Here is a 15,222-nt window from a genome sequence, read left to right on the forward strand (position 1 = left end):
GGAGAGCTCTTCGGTCGCGGAGGCAACTGCCTGAACATTGGCCGAAGCTTCCTGGGAGGCGGACGCCACCTCGGTGGAGATATCCTGGGCGCGCGAGGCGGTCGCCGTCAGCGTCCCGGCAGAGGCTTCGAGCTCGTTCGAGGCCGACGACACGGTATTCACGATCTCGCCCACGGCCTGCTCGAACTGGTCTGCGAGCCTGACCATGTCAGCCTTGCGGCTCTCGGCCTGCCGCGCCTCGACCTCCACCTGCTCGTGACGCAGGCGCTCGGTCTCGACCATATTGTCCTTGAACACCGCGATCGCCTTGGCCATGTCGCCGATCTCGTCGCGATTGCCACGGCCGGGAATCTCGACCGCGAGATTGCCGCCGGCAAGCAGCCCCATCGCGCGCGTCATCGAGGTCAATGGACCGACGATGCTGCGGGCGATCAGGAAGGCGACGATCAGTCCGAACAGGACCGCGAGGCCGCCCGCGATCGCCTGCACGGACGTCGTGCCCTCGATCACGGCTTCGGCGGCGGAGCGCGACTCCTTGTAGTCCTTCTTCAGCGTGGTTTCCGCGACCTTGAGCTTGCCGATGCTCTCGACGATGAGCGGGGCGAGGTTCTTGTGGTAGATCTCGTCGGCCTGGAGCATCGCAGCGGAGGTCGTCTCGAACGCGGATTTGTAGATGCCGAGCGAGGTCTTCACCGGCGCGAGCGTGGCGCCCAGCTCCGTCGCCTGCGGGCTCTTTTCGAGCGCCGAAAGGCGCTGCATCGCCCTGTCCACATTGGTCCTGAAATTGGCGGGGCCCTTGGTGTCGCGCAGCGCCAGGAAACGCCAGTTGGCGATCTGAACCTGCAGAAGCCGGGATTCGAGGTCCGCGACGAGGGCCGCGGTGTCCTCATCGACGGCCGCGCGGGCCACATCGACCAGCTTGCCCACCTTGACGGTCAGCTCATCGCCGCTCGGCAGCAGCGTCGCCTTGCCGGTTCGCGCCTCGTTGACGGCGTCCCCGAGATTGTCACGCAAGGCCTTCATCTTGGCGATGTCGGCGATCAGGTCGTTGTAGAGTTTTCGTCGCTCTTCCGAGGCCGTCCCGTTCGCGCCGACCTTCAACAGCTCGGTCGCCGCGGTTTCCCGTTCCGAAGCCTCCTTCATCGCAGGCTCGCTGGCGTCGTAGATGTAGCGCAGATTGGCCCGCTGGATCGCCTGAAGGTGGGTCGATATCTCCAGCACCCGCGCGGTGCTGTCCGAGAGCGCCGATTGCTTTGCGACCTGATCCTGCACGGCCCGCAAATTCCAGACGGCAACCACCGCCATCACGACACCAACCGCCACCAGGGCCATGAAGCCTGCGTACAGGCGTCCCCTGATCCGCAAACGAAATTTCGGCATTCCCACTGTCCACCCAGATGCATGTGACTTCGAGCGGCCGAACGTCCGGCGATCGTCACCCCGGCCACCCCGGCAGCCGCGCGTCGTTTCGCGACGACCCACGCTGCACCGCGATACAATGGGGGACACTCGTTAATTGAACCTTCCAATTTTTCGCGCAGACTCTTGGCGACGCGCACAACTTCTGCTGATTTTATAGCCAGTTGCGCAGGGATTTGGCCTGCGGCCAGCACGCCGCAAGCATTTCGACGATCAACGTCTGTCAGGCGCACCGCCTGCGTCAATTTGCCGAGGGCGCCCGACCACATGGCGCCCCGCCTGCTCCGGGCTTCTACTTCCGCCGAATGGGCTTCTTCAGCTCGTAGGCGATCTCCGACCGGGTCATTCCGCAATCCTGAAGTTCCCGTTCAGTCATGGCAGCGAGCTGGCGTCGGGCCCGGGACCGCTCCCGCCTGATACGCATGAGATCCACCAGCGTCCGCCAGGCCCGCACGAGCATCGCGGGGCGCGATGGACAGGGGCGGCCGGCGGACGTGATATCGTCCAATCCGGTCAGCTCGCGGCCCTCACGGGTGCTTGCGGAAACGGGCCCAGCGCCCTCTCGGTCAGGATCGAGTCGCAATACTCGCGGATCTCCTTGATCTTGCCGTCCTCGAGGCGGAACACCAGGCAATAGTCGTTGTCGTAGCGCACGCCGTCGGGCGTGACGTTGTCGCCCTTGGCTTCCACCACGACGATGTCGTCATCGGCAATGAAGCGGTGGGCCACGGTGCGCGTCCTCTCGCGCAGGCGGGTGCGGACATAGCCGTGCAGATCGTTGAGGATCGCCTCCTTGCCGGTGAAGGTCCGCGACCAGGAATACTGGCCGGTGACGACCCATCTGGCATCGTCGGCAAGGCTTGCGGTGAAGAGTGCGCGGTCGCGCGCAGCCGGATCGGGATTGGCGGCGGCGGCGAAAATATCCTGCATCAGTTTCTTGTTGGCGCTCGCGCTCATGGCGGCATCTCCGTGTGGTGGCAACGCGGAGATCATCGTCGGTCGATCAGCATTCTTCAAATCGATAGAGAATATGATATCTATTCGCCTTATGAATTTGAATTCTCTCGACCTCAACCTGTTGACCGCGCTCGACGCGCTGCTGCGCGAGGCCAATGTCAGCCGCGCGGCGATGAGGATCGGCCTGTCGCAGCCGGCGACGAGCCACGCGTTGCAGCGCTTGCGCGACATCTTCGGCGATCCGCTGCTGGTGCGCACCGGCGCGCGCATGGAGCTGACGCCGCGGGCCCAGGCCCTGCGCGCACCGCTGGCGCAGGCGCTCGATCAGGTCCGCGGCCTGTTCGTGCCTGATGAATTCGATGCCGCGCGCAGCGAGCGGCAGTTCCGTCTGATGATGCCGGACCTCGCGGTCGAGCTGCTGATGCCGCCTCTGATGGAGAAGGTCACGCGCCTTGCGCCCAACGTCCGCATCGACGTGGTGCCGTGGCGGGGACCTGCGATCTTCCATGCCGAGTTCGCCCGCACCATCGACCTCGTGATCTCGATCGGCAATGCCTTCAAAGGCTTTCATCGCCAGCTGCTCTACACCGACAGCGACGCGCTGGCGGTGCGGCGCGGCCATCCTGCCGGAGCGAAGCTGAAGCGGCGCGAGACGTTCCTCGCCGCACGCCATGTCGGCGTCATCATCCGCGGCAACAGCGAGGATCTGATCGACACATGGCTGCGCGCCAAAGGCATCGAGCGGCACATCTCGCTGGTCGTGTCGGGCTATCTCGAAGCGCTGCACGTCGCTGCGCGAACCGACCTCGTCGCCTTCGTGCCGCGCCGGCTAATCGCGGCGCTGTCGAAGCAGCTCGGCCTCGTCACGGTGACGCCGCCGCTCGACCCAGGGATCGACGAGCAGTTCATGTTCCATCCGACCCGGGCCCAGATGGACCCGGGCTCGATCTGGCTGCGGCGGCTGATGCTGGCGACGGGGCGGGAGTTGGAGCAAGCCAGGCGCAAACTCTCGTAGGGTGGGCAAAGCGACTTGTCCGCCGAAGCTCGAAGAGCGAAGGCGGAAGCGTGCCCACCATCCGTCGCCGCCGGAAAAAGATCGTGGGCACGGCGCTTCGCGCCTTTGCCCACCCTACGAGACCTGATGCTGGAGACGGGACGGGAGCTGGAGAAGCGGGGGGCTTCGTAGGGTGGATTAGCCGAAGGCGTAATCCACCAACTTCTGCATCTGCGGAGACAAACAGAGGTGGGTTACGCCGGCGGACTGCGCTTCGCGCAGCCCGCAGGCTAACCCACCCTACGAGAGCCTCACGCCTTCTGCGCGGCCATCACCTTTGCCACGGCCGGGCGATCCGACATGCGCTTGAAATGATCGGCGATCTTGGGCGTGGCATTGATGTCGACGCTGTCGCCTTCGAGCCAGTGCGAGAGCGTGTGGAGGTAGGGATCGCAGATCGTGAACTGATCGCCCATCACCCACGGCCCTTTGAACATCTTCTGCTCGATGAGCTTGAAGCAGGCGGCCATGGTCTTCGGCACCATCGCCTTCATGTCGGCAAACGAGCTCTCCTCCGTCGCCCAGCGCGCGCCGCGCATCTTGTGGGCGTGGTTGATGTGCACGGTCGAGCAGAGATAGGAGTTGAACGACTGCACCTGGGCGAAATCGAAGGGATCGTCCAGCGGCGCGAGCTTCGCCTTGGGGAAGGTTTGCGCGATGTAAGCCAGCATCGCCGGCGTTTCGGTCAGGACGCCGCGGTCGGTCACCAGCGCCGGCACCCGGCCCTTCGGGTTGATGGCGAGATAGTCCGGGCTGTTCTGCTGGTTGTCCTTGAAGCTCAGCCGTTCGGCCGTGTAGTCGGCGCCGGCCTCCTCCAGGGTCATGTAGGTGGCGAGCGCGCAGGTGCCGGTTGCGTAGTAGAGCTTGAGCATGTCTGACCTCATGGGGAAAGCTCGAAATTAACGGCTGTCGGGCGCGAGGTCCATAGCACGCTGTTCGACGTGCTTTGCTCTTCGCAGTTGCCCACATCCGCCCGCCTGTGCCAAGACGCCCGCAATCGGAGGGGTTTTGTCATGACGGTACTCATCGCCGGCGGCGGCATCGGCGGACTGACGCTCGCGCTGAGCCTGCACCAGATCGGCGTTCCCGCAAAAGTGTTCGAGAGCGTCGCGGAGCTGAAGCCGCTCGGCGTCGGCATCAACGTGCTGCCGCATGCGGTGCGCGAGCTGATCGAGCTCGGGCTGATGGACAAGCTCGATGCCAGCGGCGTGCGCACGCGCGAGCTCGCCTATTTCTCCAAGCACGGCAAGCCGATCTGGAGCGAGCCGCGCGGGCTGGAAGCCGGCTACAAATGGCCGCAATTCTCGATCCATCGCGGCACGCTGCAGCAGCTCCTGCTCGACACCGCGGTCGAGCGGCTCGGCCGCGAGAATATCCTCACCAGCCATCATCTGACCGGATGGACCGCGACGGCGAATGGCGTGCGCGCCGACTTCGTCGACAAGGCGACCGGCAAGGCGGCCGGCACTTACGAAGGCGCGATCCTGATCGCCGCCGACGGCATCCATTCCGCCGCGCGAGAGAAGCTCTATCCGAACGAGGGCCCGCCGATCTGGAACGGCCGCATCCTCTGGCGCGGCGTGACGCCAGCAAATGCCTTCCTCAGCGGCCGCACCATGATCATGGCCGGACACGAGATCCTGAAATTCGTCTGCTACCCGATCTCGAAGGAGCCGGATGCGGCAGGCAACCATCTGATCAACTGGGTCGCCGAGCGCCACATGCCGCCGACCTATCAGTGGCGGCGCGAGGACTATAACCGCACCGCGCGGCTGGAAGAGTTCCTGCCCTGGTTCGAGAGCTGGACGTTCGACTGGCTCGACGTGCCCGGCCTGATCAGGAACTGCCCGCACGCCTATGAATATCCGCTGGTCGACCGCGATCCGGTGTCGCAATGGACGTTTGGCAAGGTCACGCTGATGGGCGACGCCGCCCATCCGATGTACCCGATAGGCTCGAACGGCGCCTCGCAGGCGATCCTCGATGCCCGCGTCATCACCCGCGAGATCCTGGCGCACGGCCCGACGCAGGCGGCGCTGCTGGCCTATGAAGCCGAGCGCCGGCCCGCGACCACCGACCTCGTGCTGCTCAACCGCAAGAACGGGCCCGAGCAGGTCATGCAGCTCGTCGAGGAGCGCGCGCCCGACGGCTACAAAGTCGTCACCGACGTGCTGTCGCAGCAAGAGCTGGAGGACATCGCTGCGAACTACAAGCGTGTCGCGGGATTCCAGGTCGAGGCGTTGAACGCGAAGCCGCCGATCGTGAGCAAGGACGCGCGCGCGAGGGCGTGACGTGCTCGCTCGAAGCGAGATGCGCATGAATGTGCCCTCGCCCTTGTGGGAGAGGGCAGCGACGCTGGGAGATGCGAGTTCACTTGGGTGAGGGGTGTCTCTCCGCGAATCCAACTCGCAGTTTGAATCCGCGGAGAGATACCCCTCATCCGGCGCCATAGCCGAAGCTTCGCTTCGGCGTTTTTAAGAACGGCGGCCGAAGGCCGCCCATGCCACCTTCTCCCACAGACAGGGGGAGAAGGAAGAAAGCGCCAGACTATTTACCCACCACCCTCGCCGCCTCCAGCAGCCGCTCACTCGCGCTTGCCGTCGCCAGCACGGTGCCGTCCGCCGCCATCAGCTTGGCCTCGACGAAGGCGATCGTCCTGCCGAGCTGCGTCACCCTGGCCTCGCCGATGATCGGCCCGGGCTTGGCGGGCGCCAGGAAATTTACGGTCATGCTGATGGTGGTGGTGTAGAGCCGCCCCTCGCTCATCACCAGCACGGCGGGACCCATGGTGTCGTCGAGCATGGCCGAAAGCATGCCGCCCTGGATGAAGCCCGCCGGATTGCAGAATTCGGGCTTGCCGTCGAAGCCGAGCCTGATCCAGCCCTCCTCCGGGCGGGCATCGAGCAGGCGCCAGCCGAGCAGCTCGGCGCAAGGCGGCCTTGGAAACTCGTCGAGCGCGGTCTTGACCATGGGGGACCTCCATTGCCGTCACCGATAGCGGAAGCCTGCTGACAGCCTGGTGTCAGCAGGGGGAGCCCGGAGCACGCAATCCGCGGGATTATGGAACCTGGGGGATCCGAAGGGAATTAGGTTCGCTTCAACCAAACGGCTTCACGACCGATTCAATACGATCCAATTGGGAAATCTGCCGGTAAGCGGTTGGAAGTTACCTCATGGGACAAGCGACGGCACAACCGGAGCCTCTCCATGCGGACCTTCCTGCAACAGGCAGCAGACCGCCTGCACGCGATCGAAGATCGACTGGCCGTACGGACGCAGATCGCCGCGGCCGTCGCTGCCATGTCCATCGTGTTGGTGGGCACGCTCGCCGCCGGTGCGGCCCTCGTCAGCTACAGAAACACCGCAACACTCATCGAGAACAATCTGGCCGGGACCGCGGCCATGGTGTCGGGCCGGCTCGATCGCGTCATGGCGACGCGGCGGCAGGAAATGAAGCTGTTCGCAGAGCTGCAACCGATGGAGCAGCTATGGCAGGGCGACCCGGCCGCGTTGCGCAGCTCGCTCGAGGCACTTCAGCATTCCTTCGATTTCGCCTGGATTGGTTTCGCCGACATAAACGGGAACGTCGTCGCGGCAACCGGCGGCCTGCTGGAAGGCAAGTCCGTGGCTGCACGCCCATGGTTCAAGCAAGGCCTCGAGCGAGTCGCCGTCGGCGACGTGCACGAGGCCCTCCTGCTCGCCTCGCTGCTGACGCAACGCGCCAACAACGAACCCTATCGCTTCGTCGACATCGCCGTTCCCGTGCGTGATGCCGGCGGCAAGCTGCTCGGCGTGCTCGGCGGACATCTGGACTGGAATTGGGCGACCAGCCTGATCAAGGACGTCGAAGCCAATGACGGCAATGCCGATGCAACGCTCTCGATCATCAGCAAGGGCGGAATGGTCTTGGTGGGGCCACAGAAGGAAACCATCCGCTATGACGGCGACGACCTCGCCGGCATCCTGAAGGCGGGCGACGGCACCTTCCACGAGACCAGGGACGGACGGCAGATGCTGACCGCGTTCCATGTCGGTCGCGGCTTCCGCGACTATCAGGGGCTGAACTGGATCGTCACCGCGAGCCAGCCGGCGAGCGTCGCGCTCGCGGCAGCGATCTCGTCGGCGCAGACGATTCTGGCTATCGGCGCCGTGACTGCGCTGATCGCGCTGTCGCTGGCCGTACTGGTCTCTCGCCGGATCGCCGCCCCGATCCTCGCCATCACGCAGGAAGCCGATCGCATCGGACGCGCCCATGGCCCGACCATGCTGGCGCGGCAGAGCGGCTCGGCCGAGGTCGTCCAGCTCTCGCGCGCGCTGCGCTCGCTCTTGCGCCGCATCGGCCTCGCCGAGGAGCGCACCAAGGAAGCCGAGCTGCGCGCGAGCGAGAACGCGATGCAGCTCCAGGAGGACATGCTGAAGCTGCGCCAGCTCGCCGACACCGATTTCATGACCGGCCTGATGAACCGCCGCTCCTTCCTCGCCGTCGCCGACGACGCCGTCGCGTTCTGCCGCCGCTACAGGCGCAACATGGCGACGCTGATGATCGACATCGATCATTTCAAGAAGATCAACGACGCTCACGGCCACGCCGCCGGAGACGACGCCATCAAGCGCGTTGCCGAGATCGTCAGCCAGTCGATCCGGACCACCGACAAGGCCGCCCGCTTCGGCGGCGAGGAGTTCGTGGTGCTGCTGCGCGAGATCGACCAGGAGACCGCCGTGCTGCTCGCCGAGCGCATCAGGACGTCGATCGAGAGCGCCACAATACGTCATGGCGACACCGTCATTCCCCTCACCGTCTCGGTCGGGCTTGCGCTGTTCGACGAGCACGACCGCGACGTGCAGGACATCATCGAGCGCGCCGACCAGGGCCTCTATGTCGCGAAGAAGACAGGGCGCAATCGCACCTTCCTGATGCCGGCCGAAGACGAGCGCGCCGCGCGCGCCGCCTGAGGCGTTTCAGCCGAGCGCGTGCGCGATCACCTTGCGCATGACGTTGGGCAGCGCTTCGTCCGCGAGGGTCGCGATCGGCACCCAGCGCATGCCTGTGGGCGCGCGTGTGCGGGCTTCGGCCTTCGCCGTGTAGACCACCAGCTCCAGCGGAAAATGCGTGAAGACGTGGGTGACGACGCCCACCTTGCGCTGCCAGCGCGACAGCCCCTTCATATCAGGCGCCTGCTGCCTGGCCGTCGCATCCTCTTGTCCCGCGAGCCAGTCGGAGCCCGGCACCTCGGTCATGCCGCCGAGCAGGCCCTTTTCCGGCCGCGAGCGGACCAGCAGCTCGGCGCCGCGCGTCACCACGAAAGCGGCGCCGCGCCGCAGCGTTCCGCTCTTCTTCGGCGCCTTGCGCGGAAAGGTCTCCTGGGTGCCCTGCGCGCGCGCCGTGCAGTCCTCGTTCAGCGGGCACAGCGAGCAGGCCGGCTTCTTCGGCGTGCAGATCGAGGCGCCGAGATCCATCAACGCCTGCGCACTGTCGCCGGCGCGCGAGTTGGCGAGCAGGGTCGTAGCCAGTTGCTGGATCAAGGGCTTTGCCTGCGGCAGTTCCTCTTCAACGGCAAAGAGCCGCGACACCACCCGCTCGATATTGCCGTCAACAGGCATGGTGTGGCGGTCGAAAGCAATCGCGGCGATCGCCGCCGCCGTGTACGGCCCAATGCCCGGCAGCGCGCGCAGGCCCTCCTCCGTGTCCGGAAAGACGCCGCCATGCTCGCGCGTCACCGCCACCGCGCAGGCATAGAGATTGCGCGCACGCGAATAATAGCCGAGCCCGGCCCACATCCGCAGCACGTCGTCCTGCGAAGCCCGCCCCAGCGCCGTGACGTCAGGCCAGCGCGCGACGAATTTTTCGAAATACGGCCCGACCGCCTTCACCGTGGTCTGCTGAAGCATGATCTCGGAGAGCCAGACGCGATAGGGATCCGACACCTCGCCGGGCGCGGCGCGCCAAGGCAGGCGGCGGCGGTGGCGGTCGTACCAGGCAAGCAGCAATGTCGGACGAGCCGGCGACGTGCCTGCCGCCGTGCTCTGTTCCTTCTTGCGCGCAGTCGTGGAGGGCATGCGCTTTTACTAGAGGAGGATTTCGCGCGTGGCCAGCGGGACCGAACCGTTGCGCACTATAACGTCTTGCGTTATACACAAGCATGATCCAGAGTTTCGCCAACTCCGAGACAGAGTTGATCTGGTCCGGGCGGCGAAGCCGAAAACTGCCGCCCGACATTCAGAATGTGGCTTTGCGAAAACTGCGCTTGTTGAACCAGGCGCGAGTGTTGGCTGACCTTAGGGTTCCTCCTGGCAACCGGCTGGAGGCCCTCAAGGCCGACCGAGAAGGTCAGCACTCGATCCGGATCAACGATCAGTGGCGCATCTGTTTTGTTTGGGATGACGGAGGACCGAGAGATGTCGAAATCGTCGACTACCACGACTAGGAACGGGCTCCTCCGCAATCCCCATCCCGGCGAGATCCTGCTGGAGGAGTTCTTGAAGCCGATGGAGCTCAGCCAGAACGCGCTGGCGCGGGCCGTGCGTGTGCCGCCGCGACGGATCAACGAGATCGTCCTGGGCAAACGCGACATCACCGCCGATACCGACCTGCGGCTCGCCCGCTATTTTGGTCTGTCGGAGGGCTTTTTCCTGGGGCTCCAGATGGACTACGATCTGATGCAGCGACGGCGGGAGATTGATCGCGACCTCAAGGCCATCCGGCCTCGCGCGGCGGCCTAGCGGACACGGCCCATGTCCAAATCCGGTCCCATCTTCAAGCCCGGTCCCATCAGCGCAAAACCGCTCGGGATCCTGCTCAACGACGTCTTTGCCGAGGCCTATGCCAAGCAGGGCTTTGCCGCGCGCGAGCTGGTGACGCGGTGGGCGCAGATTGCGGGGCCCGAGATCGCGGCCCATGCCGAGCCGCTCAAGATGCAATGGCCACGGCCGGTCGAGGGCCAGCCGCAGGAGCCGGCGACGCTGGTGCTGCGGGTCGAGGGGCCGATGGCGCTGGAGATCCAGCATTCCGCGGACGTGATCCTGGAACGGGTCAACCGCTTCTTCGGCTGGAGCGCCGTCGGCAAGCTGGCCTTCCGCCAGGCCCCCCTGTCGCGGCCAAGGGCCCGGAAGCGGCCCAGCCCACCGGACCCCAAGGCGGTCGCCAAGGTGGCGGAGAGCCTGACCGACATCGAAGATGAACAATTGAAGACCGCGCTGGCGCGGCTCGGGGCCGCCATCAAGCGAAATTGAGCCTCATTTCGCGGGCAATCTGGACCCGTGCTTGCGGCCCGCCATTGCCTCAGGCGACGTTTCAAGCTAGCGACAGGCCGCCCGGGCGGGAACCTTGACCCGATCCCTTGGGCGACATCTTGCCAATTCGGGAGCCGACCTTGATCATCACCCGCCGCGCCTTCACCACGATGCTGTCGCTGACCGGGCTTGCCGCGGTCGCCGGGCTCTCGCCGCTGCGGTTCATCTCGGAAGCCATGGCGCAGTCTGCCGCCGATGTGGCGAAGCCCGTGTCGCTGCCCGACATGGCGCTGGGCCCGAAGGACGCAGCGGTCACCATCACCGAATATGCCTCGATGACCTGCCCGCACTGCGCCGCCTTCAACGAGCAGGTGTTCCCCAAGATCAAGTCGGAATACATCGACACCGGCAAGGTGCGTTACATCTTCCGCGAGTTCCCGCTCGACATCAAAGCGGCAGCCGGCTCGATGCTGTCGCGCTGCATCGCCAAGGACGATGCGCCGAAATACTTCGCCGTCACCGACATGCTGTTCCGCCAGCAGAGCGACTGGGTGTTGAAGAACACCACCGAGACCCTGACGCGGATCGGCAAGCAGGCCGGCCTCACCCAGCAGCAGGTCGAAGCCTGCCTGAAGGACCAGGCGCTGCTCGACAAGATCGCCGCCGACCAGAAATACGCCAGCGACGTGCTCAAGGTGGATTCGACGCCGACCTTCTTCATCAACGGCGAGAAGATCAAGGGCGAGGCCTCGTTCGAGGAGTTCGCCAAGAAGATCAACCCGCTGCTGAAGAGCTGATTCGCTCGTCAAGATCCTGATTCGCATCTCGAAAGCCGTATCTTTCCCGGCATAAATCCCTTGGGAAAAGCAGCTTTCGCCGGTTGCCCTCGCGGCGCACCGCGGCCATTGTCCAGCCGCATGAGGCGCCTCGCGCGACTCGCCCCGGATAGCGACATTGCCTTCCATGGTAGTGTCCCGGCAGGGGGATTCGCGCCTGCCAACAGAGATGCGTGCTTATGAAAATCACCCGCCTGCGACTTCACGGCTTCAAGTCCTTCGTTGAGCCCACGGACTTCGTCATCGAGCCCGGCCTGACCGGCGTCGTTGGACCCAATGGCTGCGGCAAGTCGAATCTCGTCGAAGCGCTGCGCTGGGCGATGGGCGAGACCTCGTACAAGTCGCTGCGCGCCGCCGACATGGACGCGGTGATCTTCGCCGGCTCCGGCAACCGTCCGGCACGCAACCACGCCGAAGTGACGATGACGATCGACAATGCCGATCGCACCGCGCCGGCGGCGATGAACGACAGCCAGCTTCTTGAAATCTCCCGCCGCATCGAGCGCGAGGCCGGCTCGGTCTACCGCATCAACGGCCGCGACGTGCGTGCCCGCGACGTGCAGATCCTGTTCGCCGACGCCGCCACCGGCGCGCGCTCGCCCGCCCTCGTCCACCAGGGCAAGATCGGCGAGATCATCCAGGCCAAGCCCGAGCAGCGCCGCCGCGTGCTGGAAGACGCCGCCGGCGTCGCCGGCCTGCACGCCCGCCGCCACGAGGCCGAGCTGCGGCTGAAGGCGGCCGAAACCAACCTCACCCGCGTCGAGGACGTGATCGGCCAGCTCGCCGGCCAGATGGAAGGCCTGAAGAAACAGGCTCGCCAGGCCGTGCGCTACCGCGAGGTCGCGGCCAAGGTCCGCAAGGCCGAAGCCACGCTGTTCCACCTGCGCTGGATCGGCGCCCATGCCGACGTCAACGAGTCCGGCCAGACTCATGATCTCGCCGTCCGCGAGATGGCCGAGCGCACCCAGCACCAGGCCGAAGCCGCCCGCATCCAGGCGATCCGCGCCGCCGAAATGCCGGCGCTGCGCGATGCCGAAGCGCGCGCTGCCGCCGGCCTCCAGCGCCTGACCAATGCCCGCGAATTGCTCGACCGCGAGGAAGAGCGCGCCAAGGAGCGCGTCGCCGAGCTCGAGCGCCGTCTCGCCCAGTTCGAAGGCGACATTTCCCGTGCTCAGCAACAAACCATGGACGCCGACGTCGCGCTGCAGCGGCTCGACACCGAAGACGCCGAGCTGAAGGAAGAGATCAAGTCGCGCGTCGAGAAGCGCTCCGGCGTCGACGAGCGTGTCGGCGAAGCCGAGGCGGTGCTGACCGAGACCGAGCAGCAATTCGCCGAGCTCACCACCGCGCTCGCAGACCTCACCGCCAAGCGCAACCAGCTCGAAGCCAATGTCCGCACCCATCGCGACAAGCTCGCCCGGCTCGACCAGGAGATCGCGAACGTCACCGCCGAAGAGCAGAAGCTCACCGAGGCGACCGGCGGCTTCGGCGATCTCGACGAGCTGACCGCTCTGGTCGAGACCGCGGAGCAGACGCTGGCGGCCTCGGAAGCCGCGGCGCAGGCCAGCGAAGCCGCGCATGTCGCCGCACGCCAGACGCTGGAATCCTCGCGCTCGCCGCTGAACGAAGCCGACAAGCGCGTGCAGCGCCTCGAGACCGAGGCGCGCACGATCTCCAAGATCGTCAACGGCGAGACCAAGAATCTGTGGCCGCCGATCATCGACGGCATCACCGTCGACAAGGGTTTTGAAAAAGCGATCGGCGCTGCGCTGGGCGACGACCTCGACGCGCCGATCGATCCGTCGGCGCCGATGCGCTGGACCAATGTCGGACACACCGAGGGCGATCCGGAGCTTCCCGAAGGCGCCGTTCCGCTCTCCAACCATGTGCAGGCGCCGGCCGAGCTGGCCCGCCGTCTGGCGCAGATCGGCGTGGTGCCGCGCGAGCGCGGCGCCGAGCTTGTCTCGCAGCTCAAGACCGGCCAGCGGCTGGTTTCGCCCGAGGGCGACGTCTGGCGCTGGGACGGTTTTGTCGCCGCCGCCCACGCTCCGACCGGCGCCGCCCGCCGGCTTGCCGAGCGCGCCCGTCTCGTCGACATCGAGAACGAGCTGGAGCAGGCCCGCATCGACGCGCAGATCAAGCGCCAGGCGCTGGAGAATGCCGAGTCCGAGCTGCAGATGGCGGCCAGCACCGAAGGTGCCAGCCGCGAAGCCTGGCGCGCCGCACAGCGCGAGCTCAACGTCGCGCGCGAGCGTCATGCCACCGCCGAGCGCGAGATCAGCCGCCACGCCGCGCGCAAGGCGACGCTGTCGGAAGCGCACAGCCGTCTCGCCGCCGACCGCGCCGAGGCCGAGGCCGCCTACGAATACGCCGAGGCCGGCATCAGCGAGCTGCCGTCGAGCGAGGACACCGAGACCCGTCTCGCCGCCGTCCGCAGCGACATCGAAGCCCATCGCCGCATGGCCGCGCAGGTCCGCGCCGAGGCGCAGGCGCTGGCGCGCGAGGCCGAGCTTGCCGACCGCCGCGTGCAGGCGATCCTCGCCGAGCGCACCGAGTGGGCGAACCGCAAGGAGAGCGCGGCCTCCCACATCGACACCATTCAGGCCCGTATCGCCGAACTCACGATCGAGCGCAGCGATCTCGAAAACGCGCCGCAGGTGTTCGCCGAGAAGCGCAGCGCGCTGATCACCGAGATCGAATACGCCGAGAACGACCGCCGCATGGCCGCCGACGCGCTCGCCACCGCGGAGACCGCGATGGCCGAAACCGATCGCGTCGCCAAGCTGACGCTCGAGGCGCTGTCCAGCTCGCGCGAGGCCACCGCCCGCGCCGAGGAGCGCATGGAAGGCGCCCGCCGCCGGCTGGAGGACATCGAGCGCGAGATCCGCGACATGCTCGAGGTCGAGCCGCAGGCCGTTGCCGGCCTCGCCGAGATCGAGCCCGGCGCGGAGCTGCCGCCGCTGCACGACATCGAGGAAGACCTCGAAAAGATGCGCCGCGACCGCGAGCGCCTCGGCGCAGTCAACCTACGCGCCGAGGAAGAGCTGCGCGAGGTCGAGACCCAGCACACGGGTCTGGTCACCGAGCGCGACGACCTGGTCGAAGCCATCAAGCGGCTCCGCCAGGGCATCCAGAGCCTCAACAAGGAGGCGCGCGAGCGGCTGCTGACCTCGTTCGAGGTCGTCAACAACCACTTCAAGCGCCTGTTCGTCGAGCTGTTCGGCGGCGGCGAGGCCGCACTGCACCTGATCGAGAGCGACGACCCGCTCGAAGCCGGTCTCGAGATCATCGCCAAGCCCCCGGGCAAGAAGCCGCAGACGCTGTCGCTGCTCTCGGGCGGCGAGCAGGCGCTGACCGCGATGGCACTGATCTTCGCGGTGTTCTTGACCAACCCTTCGCCGATCTGCGTGCTGGACGAAGTCGACGCACCGCTCGACGACCACAACGTCGAACGGTACTGCAACCTGCTGCACGAGATGACCGGCTCGACCGACACGCGCTTCATCATCATCACCCACAACCCGATCACGATGGCGCGGATGAACCGTCTGTTCGGCGTCACCATGGCCGAGCGCGGCGTCTCGCAGCTGGTGTCGGTGAGCCTGGCCGAGGCGGTGGACATTCTCGACCAGAACGTGGCTTGAGAAGATTGACCGTCATTCCGGGGCGATGCGCAGCATCGAACCCGGAATCTCGCGCTACAATCTCTGGATTCCGGGTTCGCGC

14 protein-coding genes are annotated in these 15,222 nt (G+C 66.2%); 8 read left to right on the forward strand and 6 right to left on the reverse strand.

The genetic code is table 11. From position 1 onward, the window contains the following. From XH79_RS04705 to XH79_RS04715, 3 genes are all read right to left on the reverse strand, one after another. The coding region (locus XH79_RS04705; RefSeq protein WP_271580878.1) for a methyl-accepting chemotaxis protein at window positions 1-1,380 on the reverse strand (1,380 nt) is incomplete at its 3' end. A 331-nt stretch (window positions 1,381-1,711) separates the two neighbouring features. Beyond that, entirely contained in the window at window positions 1,712-1,879 is a 168-nt protein-coding gene (locus tag XH79_RS04710) for a DUF1127 domain-containing protein (RefSeq protein ID WP_212347998.1), read from the reverse strand. A gap of 53 nt (window positions 1,880-1,932) precedes the next feature. Beyond that, window positions 1,933-2,376, reverse strand: coding sequence for a nuclear transport factor 2 family protein (locus XH79_RS04715; protein WP_212347725.1), 444 nt, complete (start codon window positions 2,374-2,376; stop codon window positions 1,933-1,935). 91 nt (window positions 2,377-2,467) lie between these two features. Between XH79_RS04715 and XH79_RS04720 the strand changes: the two genes are divergently transcribed. Further along, on the forward strand, window positions 2,468-3,391 hold the full coding sequence (locus XH79_RS04720) for a LysR family transcriptional regulator (RefSeq protein ID WP_271580879.1): 924 nt from the start codon (window positions 2,468-2,470) through the stop codon (window positions 3,389-3,391). A 290-nt stretch (window positions 3,392-3,681) separates the two neighbouring features. Here XH79_RS04720 and XH79_RS04725 read toward each other — a convergent pair whose 3' ends face one another. Further along, window positions 3,682-4,302 carry a glutathione S-transferase family protein gene (locus XH79_RS04725; protein ID WP_271580966.1) on the reverse strand — a complete coding sequence of 207 codons (621 nt, stop codon included), beginning with the start codon at window positions 4,300-4,302 and terminating at the stop codon, window positions 3,682-3,684. 141 nt (window positions 4,303-4,443) lie between these two features. On the opposite strand from XH79_RS04725, the gene XH79_RS04730 reads away from it, so the two are divergent. Continuing rightward, window positions 4,444-5,721 (forward strand): flavin-dependent oxidoreductase, encoded by a 1,278-nt coding sequence (locus XH79_RS04730; RefSeq protein WP_271580880.1) that lies wholly within the window; start codon window positions 4,444-4,446, stop codon window positions 5,719-5,721. A gap of 256 nt (window positions 5,722-5,977) precedes the next feature. Here XH79_RS04730 and XH79_RS04735 read toward each other — a convergent pair whose 3' ends face one another. Next, window positions 5,978-6,400 (reverse strand): PaaI family thioesterase, encoded by a 423-nt coding sequence (locus tag XH79_RS04735; protein ID WP_271580881.1) that lies wholly within the window; start codon window positions 6,398-6,400, stop codon window positions 5,978-5,980. A gap of 237 nt (window positions 6,401-6,637) precedes the next feature. Between XH79_RS04735 and XH79_RS04740 the strand changes: the two genes are divergently transcribed. Further along, on the forward strand, window positions 6,638-8,383 hold the full coding sequence (locus XH79_RS04740) for a sensor domain-containing diguanylate cyclase (protein ID WP_271580882.1): 1,746 nt from the start codon (window positions 6,638-6,640) through the stop codon (window positions 8,381-8,383). A gap of 6 nt (window positions 8,384-8,389) precedes the next feature. On the opposite strand, the gene mutY is transcribed toward XH79_RS04740, so the two are convergent. Beyond that, window positions 8,390-9,487, reverse strand: a complete 1,098-nt coding sequence (mutY, locus tag XH79_RS04745) for an A/G-specific adenine glycosylase (RefSeq protein WP_271580883.1) — start codon at window positions 9,485-9,487, stop codon at window positions 8,390-8,392. 83 nt (window positions 9,488-9,570) lie between these two features. Between mutY and XH79_RS04750 the strand changes: the two genes are divergently transcribed. The 5 genes from XH79_RS04750 (at window position 9,571) to smc (ending at window position 15,140) form a co-directional block, all read left to right on the forward strand. After that, window positions 9,571-9,855, forward strand: coding sequence for a type II toxin-antitoxin system RelE/ParE family toxin (locus tag XH79_RS04750; RefSeq protein WP_271580884.1), 285 nt, complete (start codon window positions 9,571-9,573; stop codon window positions 9,853-9,855). Further along, entirely contained in the window at window positions 9,827-10,150 is a 324-nt protein-coding gene (locus tag XH79_RS04755) for a HigA family addiction module antitoxin (RefSeq protein ID WP_212347707.1), read from the forward strand. Before XH79_RS04750 ends, XH79_RS04755 begins: the two co-directional genes overlap by 29 nt. A 12-nt stretch (window positions 10,151-10,162) precedes the next feature. Further along, complete coding sequence (locus tag XH79_RS04760) at window positions 10,163-10,660, forward strand: DUF721 domain-containing protein (protein WP_212347704.1); 498 nt, start codon at window positions 10,163-10,165, stop codon at window positions 10,658-10,660. A gap of 140 nt (window positions 10,661-10,800) precedes the next feature. Next, complete coding sequence (locus tag XH79_RS04765; protein WP_018648824.1) at window positions 10,801-11,457, forward strand: DsbA family protein; 657 nt, start codon at window positions 10,801-10,803, stop codon at window positions 11,455-11,457. Between the two features lie 218 nt (window positions 11,458-11,675). Further along, window positions 11,676-15,140: a chromosome segregation protein SMC gene (gene smc, locus XH79_RS04770; protein ID WP_271580885.1), complete on the forward strand. Its 3,465-nt coding sequence runs from the start codon at window positions 11,676-11,678 to the stop codon at window positions 15,138-15,140. Window positions 15,141-15,222 lie beyond the last annotated feature (82 nt).

Source organism: Bradyrhizobium sp. CCBAU 45389, from assembly GCF_028128625.1.
Classification (GTDB): domain Bacteria; phylum Pseudomonadota; class Alphaproteobacteria; order Rhizobiales; family Xanthobacteraceae; genus Bradyrhizobium; species Bradyrhizobium liaoningense_B.